The sequence below is a fragment of the Brevundimonas sp. M1A4_2e genome (assembly GCF_053345555.1).
Genome location: NZ_JBKFAI010000002.1, coordinates 156,272 through 172,668, shown reverse-complemented (window position 1 = coordinate 172,668; position 16,397 = coordinate 156,272). Strand labels below are relative to the sequence as shown.

Genomic DNA, 16,397 nt, shown 5'->3' with positions numbered 1-16,397 from the left:
GGAGACGCGCCCATGTTCCTGCCTAGCCTGCCGACCCTGGCGAGCAGTCTGCTGTTGTCGCGTCGCGGCCGCGCGATGATGGGCCGCCACATGGGCAAGATCGCTCTGGCGGGGATAGCCTGGCAGTTGTGGAAGCGCCGTCGCGGCCCCGTTGAGGAAGCGCCTGCGGTCAAGGCGGCCCCCGCGTCGCGACGCAGGCCCCGGCGCTGACCTCAGTCGCAACCCGGCGATCCGTGAGGCGTTAACACCCCCATGCGCCTGTCTGTAATCCAAGTGATCGCGGCCCTGTTTTCGGCCGTCTGTTTCATCATCGCCTTTATCGCGACGGGCGTCGCCGTCGTCTCCGGCGCCTTCATGCTGCTGGCGCTGGCGGCGCTGGGCTTTATCGCTTGGACGGCTCTGCGCCGCGCCTTCGGCAAAGATCGTCTGCCACGGCCGCCGTCTAGCGAATAGAAGGGGCGGCGAAGCGCGGCTTGCGCTGTCCCGCCGCGACGAACAACGTCCAGCGACCTGCCTGGCCCATCTTGAGTTTGGGCGCGGGGCGCCCTACCTTCTTTGGCCGGTCACGCGACGCCCCCGTGGCCGCGGTGCACCAAACCGTCTCTCATCTGTCTTCGGGCGTAGCAAGAAACTCACGACACAATGGAAAAAGTGCCGATGACGGCCGAGGGTTATCGCGCCCTCGACGACCAACTCAAGCAATTGAAGTCGGTGGAGCGACCCAGCGTGATCGCCGCCATCGCGGAAGCCCGCGAGCATGGCGATCTGTCTGAAAACGCCGAATATCACGCCGCCAAGGAGCGTCAGGGCTGGATCGAGGGCTCGATCGCCGAGATCGAGGACAAGCTGTCCCGCGCCCAGGTCATCGACGTGTCCAAACTGTCGGGCGACCAGGTCAAGTTCGGCGCCACCGTCACCTTCGTGGACGAGGACACCGAGGAAGAAGGCGTCTACCAGATCGTCGGCGAACACGAGGCCGACGTGAAGCTGGGCAAGATTTCCATCGCCTCGCCGATCGCCCGCGCCCTGATCTCCAAGGAGGTCGGCGACGTGGTCGAGGTCAACACGCCCGGCGGCGTGAAGGCCTATGAGATCCTCAAGGTCGAGTGGAAGTAACACAAAGCCTCTCCCTCCCCGTCCCGGGGAGGGTGGCTGAGCCGCAGGCGAGGCCGGGTGGGGGCGGCTTGGCTATTCAAGCGCCGCGTTCGTATCACCCGGCCCTCCCCTCCCGATCGCTGCGCGACCACCCTCCCCGGGACGGGGAGGGAGAGGGGTGAGCGCCCCTCTTGCCATCTGGGTCGTCTCCGACGGCCGAACCGGCATCCAGAACCAGGCCCTGGGCCTGGCCGAGGCCGTCGCCCGCCTGACCCCCGCGCAGATCGAGATCAAGCAGGTCCGCTGGCGCCCCGCCTTCGACCGGCTCCCCTCGGCGCTGAAGTCCCCCGCCATGCTGGCGCCGGGGTCGTTCGATCCCCGCACCGTGACCCAATGGCCCGACCTGTGGATCGCCACGGGCCGCGCCAGCCTGCCCCTGTCGGCGCGCGTGCGCGACTGGAGCGGCGGCAAGACCTTCGTCGTCCAGACCCAGGACCCGCGCTGGCGCAACGACCGCTATGACCTGATCGTCGCCCCGGCCCATGACCGCCTGAGCGGCCCCAACGTCCTGTCGATCACCGGCAGCCCCCACCGCATCACGCGCGCAAGACTGGCCGAAGCGGCGCCCGCCTTCGCCGCGCGCATCGCCCCCCTGCCCCATCCGCGCGTAGCGGTGATGATCGGCGGAACCTCCTCCGCCTTCGAACTGCCGCCCGCTCACGCCGCCGATCTGGCCGAGCGCATCGCCGAAGCCGTCGCCGCTGCGAAGGGCTCCCTGTTGCTGACCTATTCGCGCCGCACGCCGGAAGCCGCCAAGGCGGCGATGACCGAGCGCCTGTCGGCCCTGCCCGGCTGGATCTGGAACGGCGAGGGCGACAACCCCCTGTTCGCCATGCTCGACGCCGCCGACCACATCCTCGTCACCGAGGACAGCGCCAACATGGCCGCCGAGGCCGCCTCGACCGGCAAGCCCGTCCATATCCTGCCGATGGTCGCGAAGAAGGCGTCCGGCAAGTTCGCCCGCCTGCACGCCGACCTTCAGGCGCGCGGCGCCGCCCGCCCCTTTGACGGGGCGATGACGCCGTGGACCTATGCGCCGTTGGACGAGACGGAACGCGCCGCCCGCGCCATCCTGGCGGCCCTGCAGACCCGCTGAGTGGGGACCCGCCCGGCTAGGGTGGCGAACCGCCCTCGCCATCCCCATATGTAGGCATCAAGGCAAAACCCGGCCCCCATCCGACGGCGGAACCGCCGGGCGGCCGACCGCGCCTTGAACTCTGTGGCTCTTTTTCCACCGAAAGGACGCTTCGAATTGATCGTAGAAAACTTCATCCGGATGTACGCCCACGACTTCAGCCAGATGGCTGGCCGCGCCGAGTTGGGACAGGATGTCGATGATGCTCTGGCCCGGCGTCTGCGAGATGCCGACAACCACGCCCAAGTCATGGACCAACATAAGGGCAAGGGACACCTCGCCGCACTGGTGGCCCGAATCCGCGAAGAGGCCGCCGTTTTCAACGGCCGCGTCATGCGCAACGGCACCGACCCCGCCGAGGCGGCTGCGCGCCGTGAGGCGTTCCTGTCCGACGTCGCCGACACCTTGGAGAACCTGCGCGCCGCCCGCAGTTCTGAGGGCCAGCTGGCGCACGCCTGACGCCCTCTGGGCGCCGCAGGGCGTGAAATGTCGAACCGGGATCGCGCTTCAGGGAATCAGCGCCTAAATAGGCGCCATGACCCAAGCTCGTAACGTCCGCGTCGCCATCATCGGTTCCGGCCCCGCCGGCTGGACCGCAGCCATCTACGCCGCCCGCGCCTCGCTGAACCCGGTGATGATCGCCGGGCTTCAGCCTGGCGGCCAGCTCACTATCACCACGGACGTCGAGAACTACCCCGGGTTCGCCGAGACCATCCAGGGCCCCTGGCTGATGCAGCAGATGCAGGCCCAAGCTGAACATGTCGGCACGGAAGTCCTGCATGACATCGTGACCCAGGCCGACCTGTCCCAGCGCCCCTTCCGCCTGACGCTCGATTCAGGCGCGGAAATCCTGGCCGAAACGGTCATCATCTCCACCGGCGCCCAGGCCAAGTGGCTGGGGCTGGAGAGCGAGCAAAAATATCAGGGCTTCGGCGTGTCCGCCTGCGCCACCTGCGACGGTTTCTTCTATCGCGGCAAGCAGGTGGTGGTCGTCGGCGGCGGCAATACCGCGGTCGAGGAAGCCCTGTTCCTGACCAACTTCGCCGAGACCGTCACCGTGGTTCACCGCCGCGACGAGTTCCGCGCCGAAAAGATCCTGCAGGAGCGCCTGTTCGCCCACCCCAAGATCAAGGTGATCTGGGACTCGGCCGTTGAGGAGATTGTCGGGGTCGTGGACGGCGTCGCCCGCAACGTCACCGGCGTGCGCCTGAAGAACGTCAAGACCGGCGAATTTAGCGAAATTCCCGCCGACGGCGTCTTCATCGCCATCGGCCACGCGCCCTCGTCAGAGCTGTTCCAGGGTCAGCTGGAGACCAAGTCCGGCGGGTATCTTGTCGTCAAGCCGGGCACGGCGGCGACGGCCATCGAAGGCGTCTGGGCCGCCGGCGACGTCACAGACGACGTCTACCGCCAGGCCGTGACGGCGGCGGGCATGGGCTGCATGGCTGCGCTGGAGGCCGCCCGCTTCCTGGCCGAGGAAGACCACAAGGCCGCCCAAAATCCCATCAGCCACAAGGAGGCCGAGAAGATCGGCGCCTGGTGAACCACGCTCTCACCCCTGCGGCTTGCCGACCTCTTCGACGGCCATGGGGGTGACCCCGGCGGGCGGCGGGGCGGTTACGGTCACGCTGGGGACGGCGCCGCTTTCAAAGGCCTTCAGCCGCTCGTTGATGGCGGCGATCTCGTCCTTACTGGCCTGCCGACGGCCGCCGAGGCTGGCGATCCCCACCACCCGGGTCTGGCCGTCGATCTCGACTGTGCGCAGTTCGCCGGACTTGGCGCCCGCCAGAGCCTCCTCGACGCTGTCCGCCGCCGTGGCCAGCAAAACGCGCGACTGGGCGAAGCGGGCCTCGTCGATCGACGGCTCGCGGCCCGCATAGGCGTTGACGAAGGCGGCCGTCTCTCCGGCCGAGCCCTTCCAGCGATAGAAGATGTGCGCCCCGACCTGAGTGATCTTGGCCAGGGTCGGCGACCACCAGGGGTGGACGTAATCGGCGTGGTAGTGCGTGGCCGTGCCCACGCGCTCGGCCACATGGCCGTTCAGGGCGCGAGCCGCGACCCGCTCGGCCCGGTCCCAGGCCCAGCGCGCCGGCCCGCGCGCCAGGGAGCCGTCGCAGGTGAAGCTGAACTGGCAACCCGTGGTCCGCTCGGCGCCCTGATAGACGACGCCGCAGACGCTGGAGGGATAGTTGGGATCGCGCACCCGGTTCAGCACCACCTGGGCCACGCCCTCCTGCCCCTCGGTCGGCTCCAAGGCCGCCTCATAATAGACCGCCTGGGTCAGGCAGCGCAGGGCGCGCCGGCGCGACGCCTCATCGGCGGGGCGGAAAACAAAGGGCCGCGCGGGCTGAAGCGCGCCCAGGGCGTTGGGCATGGCGGCGTTCAGCTGCTGGGCGGCGACGCCGGCCACGCCCTGATCCAGGCCGGGCTTGCCGCCCAAGGTCAGGCTCTCCCAGCCGGGCGTCAGGCCATACAGTTCGGGCAGGCCCAGCGCCGGGTCGTGCCGTCGCGCCACGGCCAGCTGCCCCGCGTCCATGCGCGCCATCACGGCCGCCAGACCGTTCGGGCCCAGGTCGCCGCCGGTGGCGTGGGCCAGGGCCTCGGCCGTGCGGTCGATGTCGGGGCGGGGCGTCGAGCTGGCTGACATGGCCACGCCCATCGCCGCCAGGGTCACGGCCATGGCGGCGGGCGCCGCAGCCAGGGCGCGGCGTCCAGTCGTCTTCAGCGGCGTGAGGCGGCCGAGGATCATGCGCTGTCCGTATAGCGACGCCTGACGGCGCCGGAAACCAGCGATCTGCATGACCGCTCAATCCGGCGCTTTTCAGACGCGAAGATTACCGTTCCGTGAGGCGGGCCGGCGATCCGTCGGCCTGCTATCGGTCTCCGAGGCTGGAGCGCAGCATCCAGGCGGCCTTTTCGTGCGCGGCCAGACGCACCGTCATCAGGTCGACCGAGGCTTCGTCCCCGACCTCATCGGCGGCGTCGAGCGCGGCGCGGGCGGTGGCGATGACCACGCCGTGGTCCTTGACCAACTCCTTGAGCATGGCTGCGGAATCCTTCTCAGGATCGCCGTCCTTGATCGAGGTCAGATTGGCGAAGGCCGCGGCGCTCTGCGGCGCCAGCTCGCCCAGGGCGCGGATGCGCTCGGCGATCTCGTCCAGCGCGGCCCAGATCTCGCGGTACTGTTCTTCCAGCAGGTTGTGCAGGCTGAAGAACTCCGGCCCGCGCACGTTCCAGTGATAGCCGTGCGTCTTCAGATAGAGGGCGTAGCTGTCGGCCAGAACCTTGGACAGTTCGCGCGCGACGTCGGCGCGTTCCTTGGGCTTCAGACCGGTGTCGATGGCGTTCATGACGGCTCCTGTTCGCATGGCTGGGGAAGATCAGCCTTGCAGTTAGGTCGTCTGGCCCCCGTTCCAAGGGGCCGGCGACGTCACTTCGCAGGAATCTTCGCCCTGACATGTCAGAGCGGCGTCAGCCTCGCCCCTTCCCGGTCAGGAAGGGGCACGAACCGTCATAATCAGCGATTGCGCGCCTTGCGGGCGGCGTAACGGGCGTCGCGAGCAGCCTTCTGCTCTTCCTTGGTCAGTTGCTTGCGCTCCTTGCGAGCGGCGCGCTTGGCGGCGTCCACCTCTTCCTGGGCGGCCATGTCGGCGGCCAGGCGGGCGGCGTCCTTCTCGGCCTTCTCACGGCGCTGTTCGGCCTTGGCGAGTTCGTGTTGCTGGCGAAGGGCCTCCTTCTCGGCGGCGCGCTTGGCGGCCAGCTTTTCGAACTCGGGGTCCTGAACCATCGGCTTTGGCTTGAACCGGGCCAGCAGGGCTTGTTTGGCGTCTTTCTGGGCGGACAGGCGGTCGTTGAAGCCGGTGTTCTTGAGGTCGCGCATGCTGAGAGGCGGGTGTCCTTGATAGCGAATGGAAACGGCGAATGGGGCCGATCGGAGAAGCGACGGCCGCAAGACGGGGCGATGAGCGCGTTTCAACACGCTCGGCCCGGCGGGAGGGCAAAGCCGAATTTCGCGCCGAAATCAAGCTCTACAGCCCGATTTCATGGGATTTAATGCGACTGACGCCTCTCGACCACGGTTCGCGACGAAGAGGCGCGTCGTTAGTGCGGTTTTTGAGCGTGGCCCACCGCAGCGCCTGCAGCGCCGCCGACAGCCGCGCCGACCGGACCGCCGACCACGGCCCCTGCCACGGCGCCGGTCGCCGCCTTCTGTTCCACGGTATGGCCGCAGGCCGACAGGGCCAGGGCGCCGGCGCCGATCAGCGTCAGAACGGCCAGACGAGATACGATGTGGGTCATGGGGTCAACTCCTTGAAATAGCTCAGCTTGGAACGCGAAAATTACCGCCCGGTTCCCATCTAAGGCACGACTCTGTCATCCAAGATGTCACACCCCCTTAAATAGCTTATTCGACAATCCGATGCGGCCCACCAAATCTTCAGTCAACATCTCAATACGGTATTCGCAAGAAAGTCTGGCGCGCAATTTCGTCATGATTTAAAACAGTGAAAATAATGACTTTTAGACAATTTCTGGATGCTGCAGAAATTGTGATTCTAGCGAATCAGTCACATTGAGGCCATAAACCAATGGATAAAGGCCCGCCTTCGAGGGCCGGCGTTCAGTCGGCGTTCACCCGACCCGCTTGAAGCGCGACGCGTCCTTGTCGCCAGGGTTCGGGAACTACGGGGGCGGCATCCTCGCCCTGTTGTACAGGACTACGCCTTTGTCTTTCTCCTCGCAGACGCGCGCGCTGATGCACGCCGCCCGCTCATTCCGCCTGCGCCCCACGACGGCGGCGGCGGCGTTCGGCGGCGTGGTCGGCCTCGCAGTCGGAGGGGCCTATCTGGGCGGCCTGGCCGCCCAGGCCTCGACCGTGCGCCAACAGGCCGAGCGCCTGCAGGGCGCCTATACTCAGGAAGCCTTGGCCGAAGCGGCCGGCGGACTGGACTCCAGCGCCCTGGCGATCGCCCACCGCCACGACCCCTACTCCGTCGCCGGCTCGGCCCAACGCGACCGCCAGGCCGAGCTGCTGACCGCCCGCCTGGAACAGCTTGAAGGCCAGGACGGCCTGCGCCGCGCCAATCTGCAAACCGGCGGCGCGACCAAGATTTCCGCCGCCCGCCCCTTCCGCCTCGACGGCGCGCTGGACCAATCGCGCGACCTGGAATGCCTGACCCAGGCCGTCTATTATGAAGCGCGCGGCGAAGGCCGCGACGGCATGAAGGCGGTGGCTCAGGTGGTTCTGAACCGCGCCCGCCACCCCGCCTTCCCCAAGACGGTCTGCGCCGTCGTCTATCAGGGCGCAAACCGCGGCACGGGTTGCCAGTTCAGCTTCACCTGCAACGGCGCCATGCGCGGCGCCGTCAACCGCAGCGCCTGGAACCGCGCCCGCGAAGTGGCGACCAAGGCCCTGTCCGGCCAGGTGTTCAGCGCCGTGGGCAACGCCACCCACTTCCACACCACCGCCGTCTCGCCGTCATGGCGCAACAATCTGATCCGCGTGAATCAGGTCGGCGATCACCTGTTTTATCGCTTCGGCGGTCGTTCGGGCGCCAGCCAGGCCTTCGCCTACAACCCCCGTCCCTCGGGTCCGGCCGAGGCCGCGCCCCGCCTGGTGCAGGCCAGCCTCGATCCGGTCGAAGCCGCCCGCAACGCTTCGGGCGCCGTGGCCTACACCGCCGTTGTGGCGCGCGAGGTCTTGGCTTCAGGCAAGGCCGAGACTCCGCCGCCGACGCCGTCCAGCTCGGGGGGCGCTGCGCCGTCGCCCAAGCCGGGCGCTCCGGTCTCGGTCAGCGCCGAGGCTTGATCCCTCCTACGGATGGCTCATGCGGCGGGTGGTCAGGTTCTGATGCAGATTGCCGAAGCGCCCCTGCTGGCCCAGATTGACGTCGGCGTCGCCGGGTTGGTCGGACTGCACGCCTTCCGCCCTGTGGCGTCGTCCAGCTGCGGCTTCATCCATCGGCCGATGGCCGCGGTCGGCAAAGCTGCGCTGCTCCGGGGGCGGATGTGGAACCTTGGTCATGGCGTCGCTCCTTCGAGGTCGCGCCCTCCCGCCCCATGAGAACGGCCCCCCGCGGGGCCCGTTCCCCGAAAAACCCCGGTCCGCGTCCGTTCAATCGGCGTCCAAGCCGATATCCAGCTGCATCACCGAATGGGTCAACGCGCCCACGGAGATGACGTCCACGCCGGTCGCGGCGATGCCCGCGACCGTGCTCAGATTCACCCCGCCTGACGCCTCCAGCACCACCGGCCCGAAGGCGCTGTCCCGCACCCGCCGCACCGCCTCGGCCATGTCGTCCAGGCTGAAATTGTCCAGCATGATCACGTCGGGCCGCTCGGGCAGCACCTCGTCCAGCTGATCCAGGCCGTCGACCTCGACCTCCACCTTCATCAGGTGGGGCGCGAAGGCTTTGGCGCGGCGCACCGCCTCGCCCGCCCCGCCGCAGACGGCGACGTGGTTGTCTTTGATCAGGATGGCGTCATCCAGGCCGAAGCGATGGTTCAGCCCGCCGCCGCAGGCCACCGCATGCTTCTCCAGCGCGCGCAGGCCCGGCGTGGTCTTGCGGGTGTCGGCGATGCGCGCGTGCGTCCCTGCGACCGCCTGCACATAGGTCCGCGTCAGGGCAGCGATGCCGCACATCCGGCCCAGCAGGTTCAGCGCCGTCCGCTCGGCCGCCAGCAGGGCGCGGGCGTTCGCCTCGACCGCGACCAGCACGGCCCCCGCCTCGAACGCCTCGCCGTCGGCGACCTTGACCGTCACCGTCGCCTGAGGGTCGAGCGCATGGACGGCGATCCGCACCACCGCCCCGCCCGCCATCACCCCGGCCTGGCGCGCCGCGAAGACGGCGCCGAAGCGGGCGTCCTCGGGGATGCAGGCCTGGGCCGTCACATCGCCCGTGCGTCCCAGGTCCTCGGCCAGCGCCATGCGCACCACAGGCTCGATCAGCAGGTCCGGCAGGGTTCGAGTCACGGAAACGTCCTTCGTCATTCAGATCACGGCGGCCAGGGCGGCGAGCGTCGCCGCCTCGGCCTCTTCTCCGCGCGCCGACGCCGCGCGCATCCGCGTGTGCTCGGCCCTCGGCAGGCTGTCGGGGAAGTCGCGCCGATAATGGCCGCCCCGGCTCTCGCGCCGGTTCAGCGCCCCTTCGGCCACCAGCCGCGCCGCCGTCAGGCACGCCGCCGTCAGATGGGCCTTCGCCAGGTCGTCGATCAGGGCCAGCAGCGCCGTCAGCCCCGCCTCGTCCCGCACCACGCCCGCATGGCGCGTCATGGCGGCGCGCAAGGTCGCCAGAGCCTCGGGTGGCAGATCCGTCATCGCCTGCACCGCCGCCAGCGGCCGCCGCTCGGGCTGAACCTCCGCCGCCGCCGCCCGGCCCGCGCGCCGTCCGAAGGCGCCCGCTTCCAGCAGGGAGTTGGACGCCAGCCGGTTGGCCCCATGCACCCCCGTCGCCGCGCACTCGCCGATCGCGAACAGGCCGAGGACGGTCGTGCGCCCCTCGTCGTCGGCGACGATGCCGCCCATGTGATAGTGGGCCGCCGCCGCCACCGGGATCGGGCAGACGCGCGGGTCCAGCCCCGCCCGCATGCAGGCGGCGAAGACGGCCGGAAACTCATGCGGAAAGGCCTCGCCCACGGCCCGGGTCGCGTCCAGGAAGGCGCCGCGCCCCTCGACCCTCGCCGCGTGCACCGCCCGCGCCACGATGTCCCGGGGCGCCAGATCGGCGTCGGGTTGATCGCCCAGCAGGAAGGCTCCGCCTCCGTCGACCAGCCGCGCCCCGTCGCCGCGCAGGGCCTCGGTCGCCAGCGGGGCTGGATCAAGGCCCACATCGATGGCCGTGGGGTGAAACTGCACAAACTCGGGGTCGAGAATCTCCGCCCCCGCCAGATAGGCCAGCGCCAGCCCCTCGCCGCGCAGGGCGGACGGGTTGGTGGTCGCCTCGAACAGGCCGCCTATCCCGCCGGTCGCCAGGACCACGGCGGGCGCGAACACCTCGTCCAGCCTTCCATGTCCCCGGCCGCCGCGCCGCTCGATCACCGCGCCGCGTACCCGGCCGTCGACGTCGCGGATCAAGCCGCGCAGCCGCCCGTCCTCCCAGATCTCGATGCCCTTCACCGCCCGCGCGGCGGCGACCACGGCCGACAGGATGGCGCGCCCGGCGCCGTCGCCGCCGACCCGCGCCACGCGCGGCAGGCTATGCGCCGCCTCCAGGCTGACGGAAAAGCCGCCGTCGGCGTCGCGGTCGAACGGCGCGCCGAGCGCCGCCAGCCACTCGACCGTCTCGCGCCCCCGCGTCGTCAGGGCGCGCGCCGCCTCAGCCTCGACCAGACCGGCGCCCGCCCCCTCGGTGTCCTTGGCGTGCAAGGCCGCGCTGTCCTGCGGCGACAGGGCCGCCGCCATCCCGCCTTGCGCCCAGGCCGACGAACAGGCGTTCAGCAAGGGCTCCGGCGTCACCACCAGCACCTTGCCGTTCGGACCGAGCGCCTCGGCCGCCTCCAGCGCCGCCGACAGGCCCGCCAGCCCGCCGCCGATGATCAGGGGCCCGTCATGACGGATGCGCGCCATGGCCTAGCGGCCTCCCACCCCGAAGAAACGCAGCCCCATCTCGAAGGCCGGCTCGACCGCCCCGCCTGTCAGGGGCAGCAGGGCGCCGATCGCCGCCGCCGCGCAGACAACCGCCGTCAGCAGATAGAGGGCCAGACTGCGTCCCGCCTCGGGCCAGCTCAGCTGTCCCCAGGCCGCCCGCCACACGCCGCGCTTCAGATGGCCGATCACCGCCAGCCCCAGGAAGACGGCGAGGATCAGCCGCCCCGTCGACAGCCCCCACCACACCGCCAGGCCGCCGACGGCGAGCAGGGCGACCTGCTCAAGCCGCGGATGCACCCGCGTCAGCACCGGCCCCAGCGCCTTGGACCCGTCCAGCGGCGGCGCGGGCAGCAGGTTCAACAGATTGATCATGGCGATGAAGAAGGCGCCCATCAGCCATTCCGGCGACTTCATCGTCACGCCCACGGCCACAAAGGGGATCATCGCCAGCAGGCCGAACGCAGGCCCCGCCAGCGACACCAGCACCCCGTGCCATTCGCTCTTCGGCGCGCGCTGGCCCTTCGCCAGTCCGCCCAGAAACGGAATGATGTAGATACGCGCCGGGCCCATGCCGACGCGGTTCATCGCCAGCACATGGCCGTATTCGTGCACGAACAGGCCGAACAGGACCGCCCCCGCCACGACCCAACTGCCGGTCAGGAACCACAGGAAACCCGCCATCAACAGGGTGGAGACCACCGCCCAGACCGGGTGCTGCCCCTTGTCTTCGCGCGGCGTGTCGTGACGCGCGCTGTAGCGCGGAGTCTCGCGCTCCGGCGTTCGCACAGGCGGGGGCGTCGACCCGTCGCGCGCGCCCCAAGGCCCCTGAACGCTCATCCTTCTCCCCTCGGGGGAGAAGGTGGACGGCGAAGCCGGACGGACAAGGGGGACGCTCGCCACCCCTTCGACGTCCAGCATTTATCAGGCAGCCCCCTCATCCGAGGCGCTGCGCGCCCCACCTTCTCCCCCGAGGAGAGAAGGATTGCGGATAGGGCCATCAGATCAGCTCCACCTCGACGTGATGCCGCGCCTTGACCAGATCGTAGCGTGCGGGCTTCGACGGCGGCGGCAGGTCGATCATCCGCTGCACCGCCAGGGCGGCGCGCTCGGCCATCTCGGGCGCCACCGTCACCTCGAACTTCATGTCGCGCAGGCAGTCGCGGATGTTCTCCAGGGTGATGCGCTTCATGTGCGGGCACAGGTTGCACGGGCCGATGAAGTCGACGCCGGGCACGTCGCCCTTGACGTTCGAGGCCATGGAGCACTCGGTGATCATCACCACCTGCTTCGGCTTGCGCGCCGCGACATAGTCGATCATCGCCGCCGTCGACCCGGCGAAGTCCGACGCCGCCAGCACCTCTCCCGGGCATTCCGGGTGGGCCAGGATCTCAGCGCCCGGATAGGCGGCGCGCATCTCCTTGATGTCGTCGGCGGTGAAACGCTCGTGCACCTCGCAGCGGCCCGCCCAGGCGATGATGCCCACGGTCGTCTGGGCCGCGACGTTGCGCGCCAGATATTCGTCGGGGATCAGGATGACCCTGTCGACGCCCCATTCCTTCGCCGCCCATTCCACCACCTGAACGGCGTTGGCGCTGGTGCAGCAGATGTCGGTCTCGGCCTTCACGTCGGCCGTGGTGTTCACATAGGTGACGACCGGCAGGCCCGGGTGCCGCTCCTTGATCAGCCGCACGTCCGCCCCCGTGATCGAGGAAGCCAGCGAACAGCCCGCGCGCAGGTCGGGGATCAGCACCGTCTTGTCCGGCGACAGGATCTTGGACGTCTCGACCATGAAGTGAACGCCCGCCTGAACGATCACCTTGGCGTCCGAGCGCGCGGCCTCTTTGGCCAGCCCCAGGCTGTCGCCGACATAGTCGCCCACCCCGTGAAAGATCTCGGGCGTCATGTAGTTGTGGGCCAGGATGACCGCGTCGCGTTCGCGTTTCAGCCGGTTGATCTCGCTGATCAGCCGCGCCTGCTGCGGCCATTCCAGCGGGGTGACGAAGTCCTTGACCTTGTCCCACACCGGAGCGGTCTCTTCCGCCAGTTCCCTCGACAGACCGAAAGCGCCGTCCGCCATCATCCCTACTCCTGCAACGGCCGTCTGCGCGGCCCCGACTTATGCTCAAACTTAGCATAAGCAGGAACAGTGTAGGCCGTTCCGCCCACGGCGCAAGGGAAAAGGACGCCGCCGCCTGATGAGCGGGGCGAAAGCTTGGCTTGCCTTAGGTGGAGAGACTGGGCGGCTTAGAGGTCGCGCATCTGCTTTTGCGCCGCGCTGAAATACTGCCAGCCGGTCCACAGGGTGACGATAGCGGCCAGCCAGATCAGGGCGTCCGAGAACAGCTGGAAGGCTGGCAGATAGTCGAACGGCAAGCCCCAACCGTCCCAGTTGCGGGCGAACAGCTGGCACCCCAGAGCCACCATCTGCAGCGTCGTCTTCCACTTGGCGGCCAGGGTGACCGGCAGCTTGATGCGGCCGGCCATCGTTTCGCGCAGGGCCGATACGGCGAACTCGCGGAACAGGATCAAGCCGCAGGGGATGATGATCTGCTGCACCGAACCGCTCGTCAGCACGCCCAGCACGGCGCCGGTGACCAGGATCTTGTCGGCGATGGGGTCCAGGATGGCGCCCCAGCGCGTCTCGGCGTTCCAGCGGCGAGCCAGATAGCCGTCGATCCAGTCTGTCGAGGCGGCGATGACGAAGATCCAGAACCCCGTCCGGTACATGGCGAACTGGTCGTCAGGGCTCAGCCAGGCCGAGACGAAGGGGAAGCCGCTGGTCGCCCCCGCCAGCAGCAGGAACATGAGAATCCCCGCCCCCAGCCGCAGGCCGGTCAGGATGTTGGGGATGGCTTTGTAGGCAGGGGCCATGACGTCTTCCGTTGCAACACGCCCGGTGTGCCATGGTTCGCGGCCAGAGGCGAGGGCGGGGTAAGCCGCGGGGCTGGCGTCAGTCCAGCCGCTCGAACCGTCCCGGCCCCGTCAGCTTGGACAGAATGCCCAGCGCGATGCCGAAGTGCAGGCCGCTGAGCTTCAGTTCGCCCGCCGCTTCCTTCTCCGCGATCCAGGGGAAGGTGCGCAGGTTGTCCAGCGACAGGCGCACCACGGCTTCCTCGGCCGCGCATTCGACCTGTTCGTCGGGCATGGCCTGGACCGCGCGCCGCACGCTGGGGGCGGCCTGTTCGACCCAGGGGGCGACGAAGTCCTGACAGTTGGCGGGGGCGCCGTTCAGCATGGCGTTCACCCCGCCGCATGAGGCGTGACCCATGACGACGATGTGCCGGACCTTCAGAACATTGACGCCGAACTCCAGCGCCGCCGAGACGCCGTGCAGCTTGCCGTCCGGCTCATAGGGCGGGACCAGGTTGGCGACGTTGCGCACCACGAACAGCTCGCCGGGGGCCGTGTCGAAGATCAGGGCCGGGTCGGCGCGGCTGTCGGAACAGGCCACGACCAGGGTGTGCGGCTTCTGGCCGTTGGCGGCCAGGGCCTCGTATTCAGCGTGTTCAGACGGCCACCGGTTCGCGCGGAAGCGATGGTAGCCCTTGGTCAGCTCGGAGATCATGAGATCGTTCCTAAACCCGCGACGCTCGGTCGCTCAACCCGGAATCGTCGTCTCTCACGACTTGTGAAAGAAGCCGTGGATGCGTTCGGCCAGAGCGTGGCTGACCCCGTCCACCTTGGCCAGGTCGGCGACAGAGGCGCGGCTGACCCCCTTGGCCGAGCCGAAGGCGTGCAGCAAAGCCTTCTTGCGTCCCGGTCCGACGCCCTCGATCTCGTCCAGCGGATTCTTCTTGATGTCCATCGAGCGGCGCTTGGCGTGGGCGCCGTTGGCGAAGCGGTGCGCCTCGTCGCGCAGGCGTTGCAGGTAGTAGAGGGCCGGGCTTTTTAGCGGCAGCATGAAGGGCGCCTTGCCGGGCATGAAGAACTTCTCCAGGCCTGCGTCGCGGTCCGGTCCCTTGGCCACGCCGACCACAGCGATGTCGTCGACGCCCAGATCGGCCATGACGGCCAGCACCTCGGCCAGTTGGCCCGCCCCGCCGTCGATCAGCAGCAGGTCGGGGCGCTCGACCGCCTCGCCGGCTTCCTCGTCCTTCACCAGCCGTCCGAAGCGGCGGCGCATGACCTCGCGCATCATGCCGTAGTCGTCGCCGGGCGTCAGGTCTTCGCCCCGGATGTTGAACTTGCGGTACTGATTCTTGCGGAAGCCGTCCGGCCCCGCGACGATCATGCCGCCGACGGCGTTGGTCCCCTGGATGTGAGCGTTGTCGTAGACCTCGATCCGCTCGGGCCGGGCGTCCAGGCCGAAGGCCTCGCACACCTCGTCCAGAATCTTCGACTGGGCCGAGTTCTCGGCCAGCTTGCGGCCCAGCGCCTCGCGAGCGTTGGTCAGGGCGTGGTCGACCAGACTGGCCTTGCCGCCGCGCAACGGGCGGGCGATCTCGACCCGGCGCTCGGCCTTCATGCTGAAGGCCTCCTCGAGCAACTCCAGCTCGTGCGGGCGGACGTTGGACAGGATCAGGCGCGGAATCGGCTTGTCCTCATAGAACTGGCCCAGGAAGGCGGCGAGGATTTCCGGGTCGCTGTCGCTCTTGTCCACCCGCGGGAAATAGGCGCGCCCGCCCCAGTTCTGGCCCGCGCGATAGAAGAAGACCTGAACGCAGGCCTGGCCGCCCTCGGCGTGCAGGGCGAAGACGTCAGCCTCGGCCACGCCGTCGGCGTTGATGCTGCTCTCCATCGCAATGGCCGACAAGGCGCGGATCCGGTCGCGCACGCGGGCGGCGGTCTCGAAGTCCAGGTCGTCCGAGGCCGCCTGCATCTCCTGCGACAGACGGCCGATGACGGCGCGCGACTTGCCGCGCAGGAACTGTTCGGCCTCAGTGACCAGATCGCCGTAATCCTCAAGCGAGATCAGGCCGGTGCAGGGCGCCGAGCACCGCTTGATCTGGTGCAGCATGCAGGGGCGGGTGCGGGTCTCATAGACGCTGTCCGAACAGGACCGCAGCAGGAAGGCCTTCTGCAGGGTGTTCAGCGTATGGTTCACCGCCCAGGTCGAGGCGAAGGGGCCGAAATAGTCGCCAGGTATCGTATGGGCGCCGCGGTGCTTGCGGACCTGGGGCGCGCGGTGGTCGCGCCGGATCATCAGCTCGGCGAAGGACTTGTCGTCGCGCAGCACGACGTTGAAGCGCGGCTTCAGCTTCTTGATGAAGTTGGATTCGAGCAGCAGGGCCTCGGTCTCGGACGCCGTGACCACCAGCTCCATCGAGCGGGTCAGCGACACCATCAGGCCGATGCGCTGGGTATGAAACCGGCCTTGCGCATACTGGACCACCCGCTTCTTCAGCGACTTGGCCTTGCCGACATAGAGGCAGGCGCCGTCCTCGCCGTACATGCGATAGACGCCGGGCTTGTCGGGCGCGCGCCGGGCCTCGTCCGCGATCAGCTCGGCGGCCTGAAGCGGAAGGGCGTTCGCCTGCGAGTTGGGCGTTTCCGGAGTATCGGGCGTCGGATCGGTCATCA

19 protein-coding genes are annotated in these 16,397 nt (G+C 68.8%); 7 read left to right on the top strand and 12 right to left on the bottom strand.

All coding sequences use genetic code 11. The features are described from left to right. Nucleotides 1–12: 12 nt before the first annotated feature. The 6 genes from ACLBV5_RS05440 to trxB all read left to right on the top strand — a co-directional run bounded on the left by ACLBV5_RS05440 (nt 13) and on the right by trxB (nt 3,833). A complete protein-coding gene (locus tag ACLBV5_RS05440; RefSeq protein WP_447605047.1) occupies nt 13–210 on the top strand; it encodes a cysteine protease in 198 nt (65 codons plus the stop codon). Between the two features lie 42 nt (nt 211–252). Beyond that, nucleotides 253–453 carry a hypothetical protein gene (locus ACLBV5_RS05435; RefSeq protein ID WP_227157431.1) on the top strand — a complete coding sequence of 67 codons (201 nt, stop codon included), beginning with the start codon at nt 253–255 and terminating at the stop codon, nt 451–453. A gap of 189 nt (nt 454–642) precedes the next feature. After that, complete coding sequence (greA, locus tag ACLBV5_RS05430) at nt 643–1,116, top strand: transcription elongation factor GreA (RefSeq protein WP_003170051.1); 474 nt, start codon at nt 643–645, stop codon at nt 1,114–1,116. A gap of 157 nt (nt 1,117–1,273) precedes the next feature. Then, nucleotides 1,274–2,251 carry a mitochondrial fission ELM1 family protein gene (locus ACLBV5_RS05425; protein ID WP_447605046.1) on the top strand — a complete coding sequence of 326 codons (978 nt, stop codon included), beginning with the start codon at nt 1,274–1,276 and terminating at the stop codon, nt 2,249–2,251. Between the two features lie 156 nt (nt 2,252–2,407). Further along, the gene (locus tag ACLBV5_RS05420; protein ID WP_134582324.1) at nt 2,408–2,749 is read left to right on the top strand and encodes a hypothetical protein; all 342 of its coding nucleotides are present in this window, start codon (nt 2,408–2,410) and stop codon (nt 2,747–2,749) included. Nucleotides 2,750–2,825: 76 nt separating this feature from the next. Next, entirely contained in the window at nt 2,826–3,833 is a 1,008-nt protein-coding gene (gene trxB, locus ACLBV5_RS05415; protein WP_447605045.1) for a thioredoxin-disulfide reductase, read from the top strand. A 9-nt stretch (nt 3,834–3,842) separates the two neighbouring features. On the opposite strand, the gene ACLBV5_RS05410 is transcribed toward trxB, so the two are convergent. From ACLBV5_RS05410 to ACLBV5_RS05395, 4 genes are all read right to left on the bottom strand, one after another. Beyond that, nucleotides 3,843–5,090: a cell wall hydrolase gene (locus ACLBV5_RS05410; RefSeq protein WP_447605044.1), complete on the bottom strand. Its 1,248-nt coding sequence runs from the start codon at nt 5,088–5,090 to the stop codon at nt 3,843–3,845. Nucleotides 5,091–5,163: 73 nt separating this feature from the next. Beyond that, a complete protein-coding gene (locus ACLBV5_RS05405; protein ID WP_025978588.1) occupies nt 5,164–5,640 on the bottom strand; it encodes a Dps family protein in 477 nt (158 codons plus the stop codon). Nucleotides 5,641–5,807: 167 nt separating this feature from the next. Continuing rightward, on the bottom strand, nt 5,808–6,170 hold the full coding sequence (locus tag ACLBV5_RS05400; RefSeq protein ID WP_025978589.1) for a DUF6481 family protein: 363 nt from the start codon (nt 6,168–6,170) through the stop codon (nt 5,808–5,810). A 221-nt stretch (nt 6,171–6,391) separates the two neighbouring features. Next, on the bottom strand, nt 6,392–6,589 hold the full coding sequence (locus tag ACLBV5_RS05395; protein ID WP_134582320.1) for a hypothetical protein: 198 nt from the start codon (nt 6,587–6,589) through the stop codon (nt 6,392–6,394). Between the two features lie 427 nt (nt 6,590–7,016). On the opposite strand from ACLBV5_RS05395, the gene ACLBV5_RS05390 reads away from it, so the two are divergent. After that, on the top strand, nt 7,017–8,099 hold the full coding sequence (locus ACLBV5_RS05390; RefSeq protein ID WP_447605043.1) for a cell wall hydrolase: 1,083 nt from the start codon (nt 7,017–7,019) through the stop codon (nt 8,097–8,099). 6 nt (nt 8,100–8,105) lie between these two features. Here ACLBV5_RS05390 and ACLBV5_RS05385 read toward each other — a convergent pair whose 3' ends face one another. The 8 genes from ACLBV5_RS05385 to uvrC form a co-directional block, all read right to left on the bottom strand. Beyond that, nucleotides 8,106–8,315: a hypothetical protein gene (locus ACLBV5_RS05385; RefSeq protein WP_253119915.1), complete on the bottom strand. Its 210-nt coding sequence runs from the start codon at nt 8,313–8,315 to the stop codon at nt 8,106–8,108. A gap of 90 nt (nt 8,316–8,405) precedes the next feature. Further along, nucleotides 8,406–9,281 carry a carboxylating nicotinate-nucleotide diphosphorylase gene (nadC, locus tag ACLBV5_RS05380; protein ID WP_447605042.1) on the bottom strand — a complete coding sequence of 292 codons (876 nt, stop codon included), beginning with the start codon at nt 9,279–9,281 and terminating at the stop codon, nt 8,406–8,408. Next, entirely contained in the window at nt 9,282–10,856 is a 1,575-nt protein-coding gene (locus tag ACLBV5_RS05375; protein ID WP_447605041.1) for an L-aspartate oxidase, read from the bottom strand. It lies immediately after the preceding gene. 3 nt (nt 10,857–10,859) lie between these two features. Further along, nucleotides 10,860–11,714 (bottom strand): metalloprotease, encoded by an 855-nt coding sequence (locus ACLBV5_RS05370; protein WP_025978594.1) that lies wholly within the window; start codon nt 11,712–11,714, stop codon nt 10,860–10,862. A gap of 160 nt (nt 11,715–11,874) precedes the next feature. After that, on the bottom strand, nt 11,875–12,954 hold the full coding sequence (gene nadA / locus ACLBV5_RS05365; protein WP_447605040.1) for a quinolinate synthase NadA: 1,080 nt from the start codon (nt 12,952–12,954) through the stop codon (nt 11,875–11,877). A gap of 167 nt (nt 12,955–13,121) precedes the next feature. Further along, nucleotides 13,122–13,748, bottom strand: a complete 627-nt coding sequence (pgsA, locus tag ACLBV5_RS05360; RefSeq protein ID WP_025978596.1) for a CDP-diacylglycerol--glycerol-3-phosphate 3-phosphatidyltransferase — start codon at nt 13,746–13,748, stop codon at nt 13,122–13,124. Nucleotides 13,749–13,827: 79 nt separating this feature from the next. Next, nucleotides 13,828–14,328, bottom strand: a complete 501-nt coding sequence (locus ACLBV5_RS05355; RefSeq protein ID WP_447605219.1) for a carbonic anhydrase — start codon at nt 14,326–14,328, stop codon at nt 13,828–13,830. 168 nt (nt 14,329–14,496) lie between these two features. Then, the gene (gene uvrC, locus ACLBV5_RS05350) at nt 14,497–16,395 is read right to left on the bottom strand and encodes an excinuclease ABC subunit UvrC (protein ID WP_447605039.1); all 1,899 of its coding nucleotides are present in this window, start codon (nt 16,393–16,395) and stop codon (nt 14,497–14,499) included. Nucleotides 16,396–16,397: the final 2 nt, after the last annotated feature.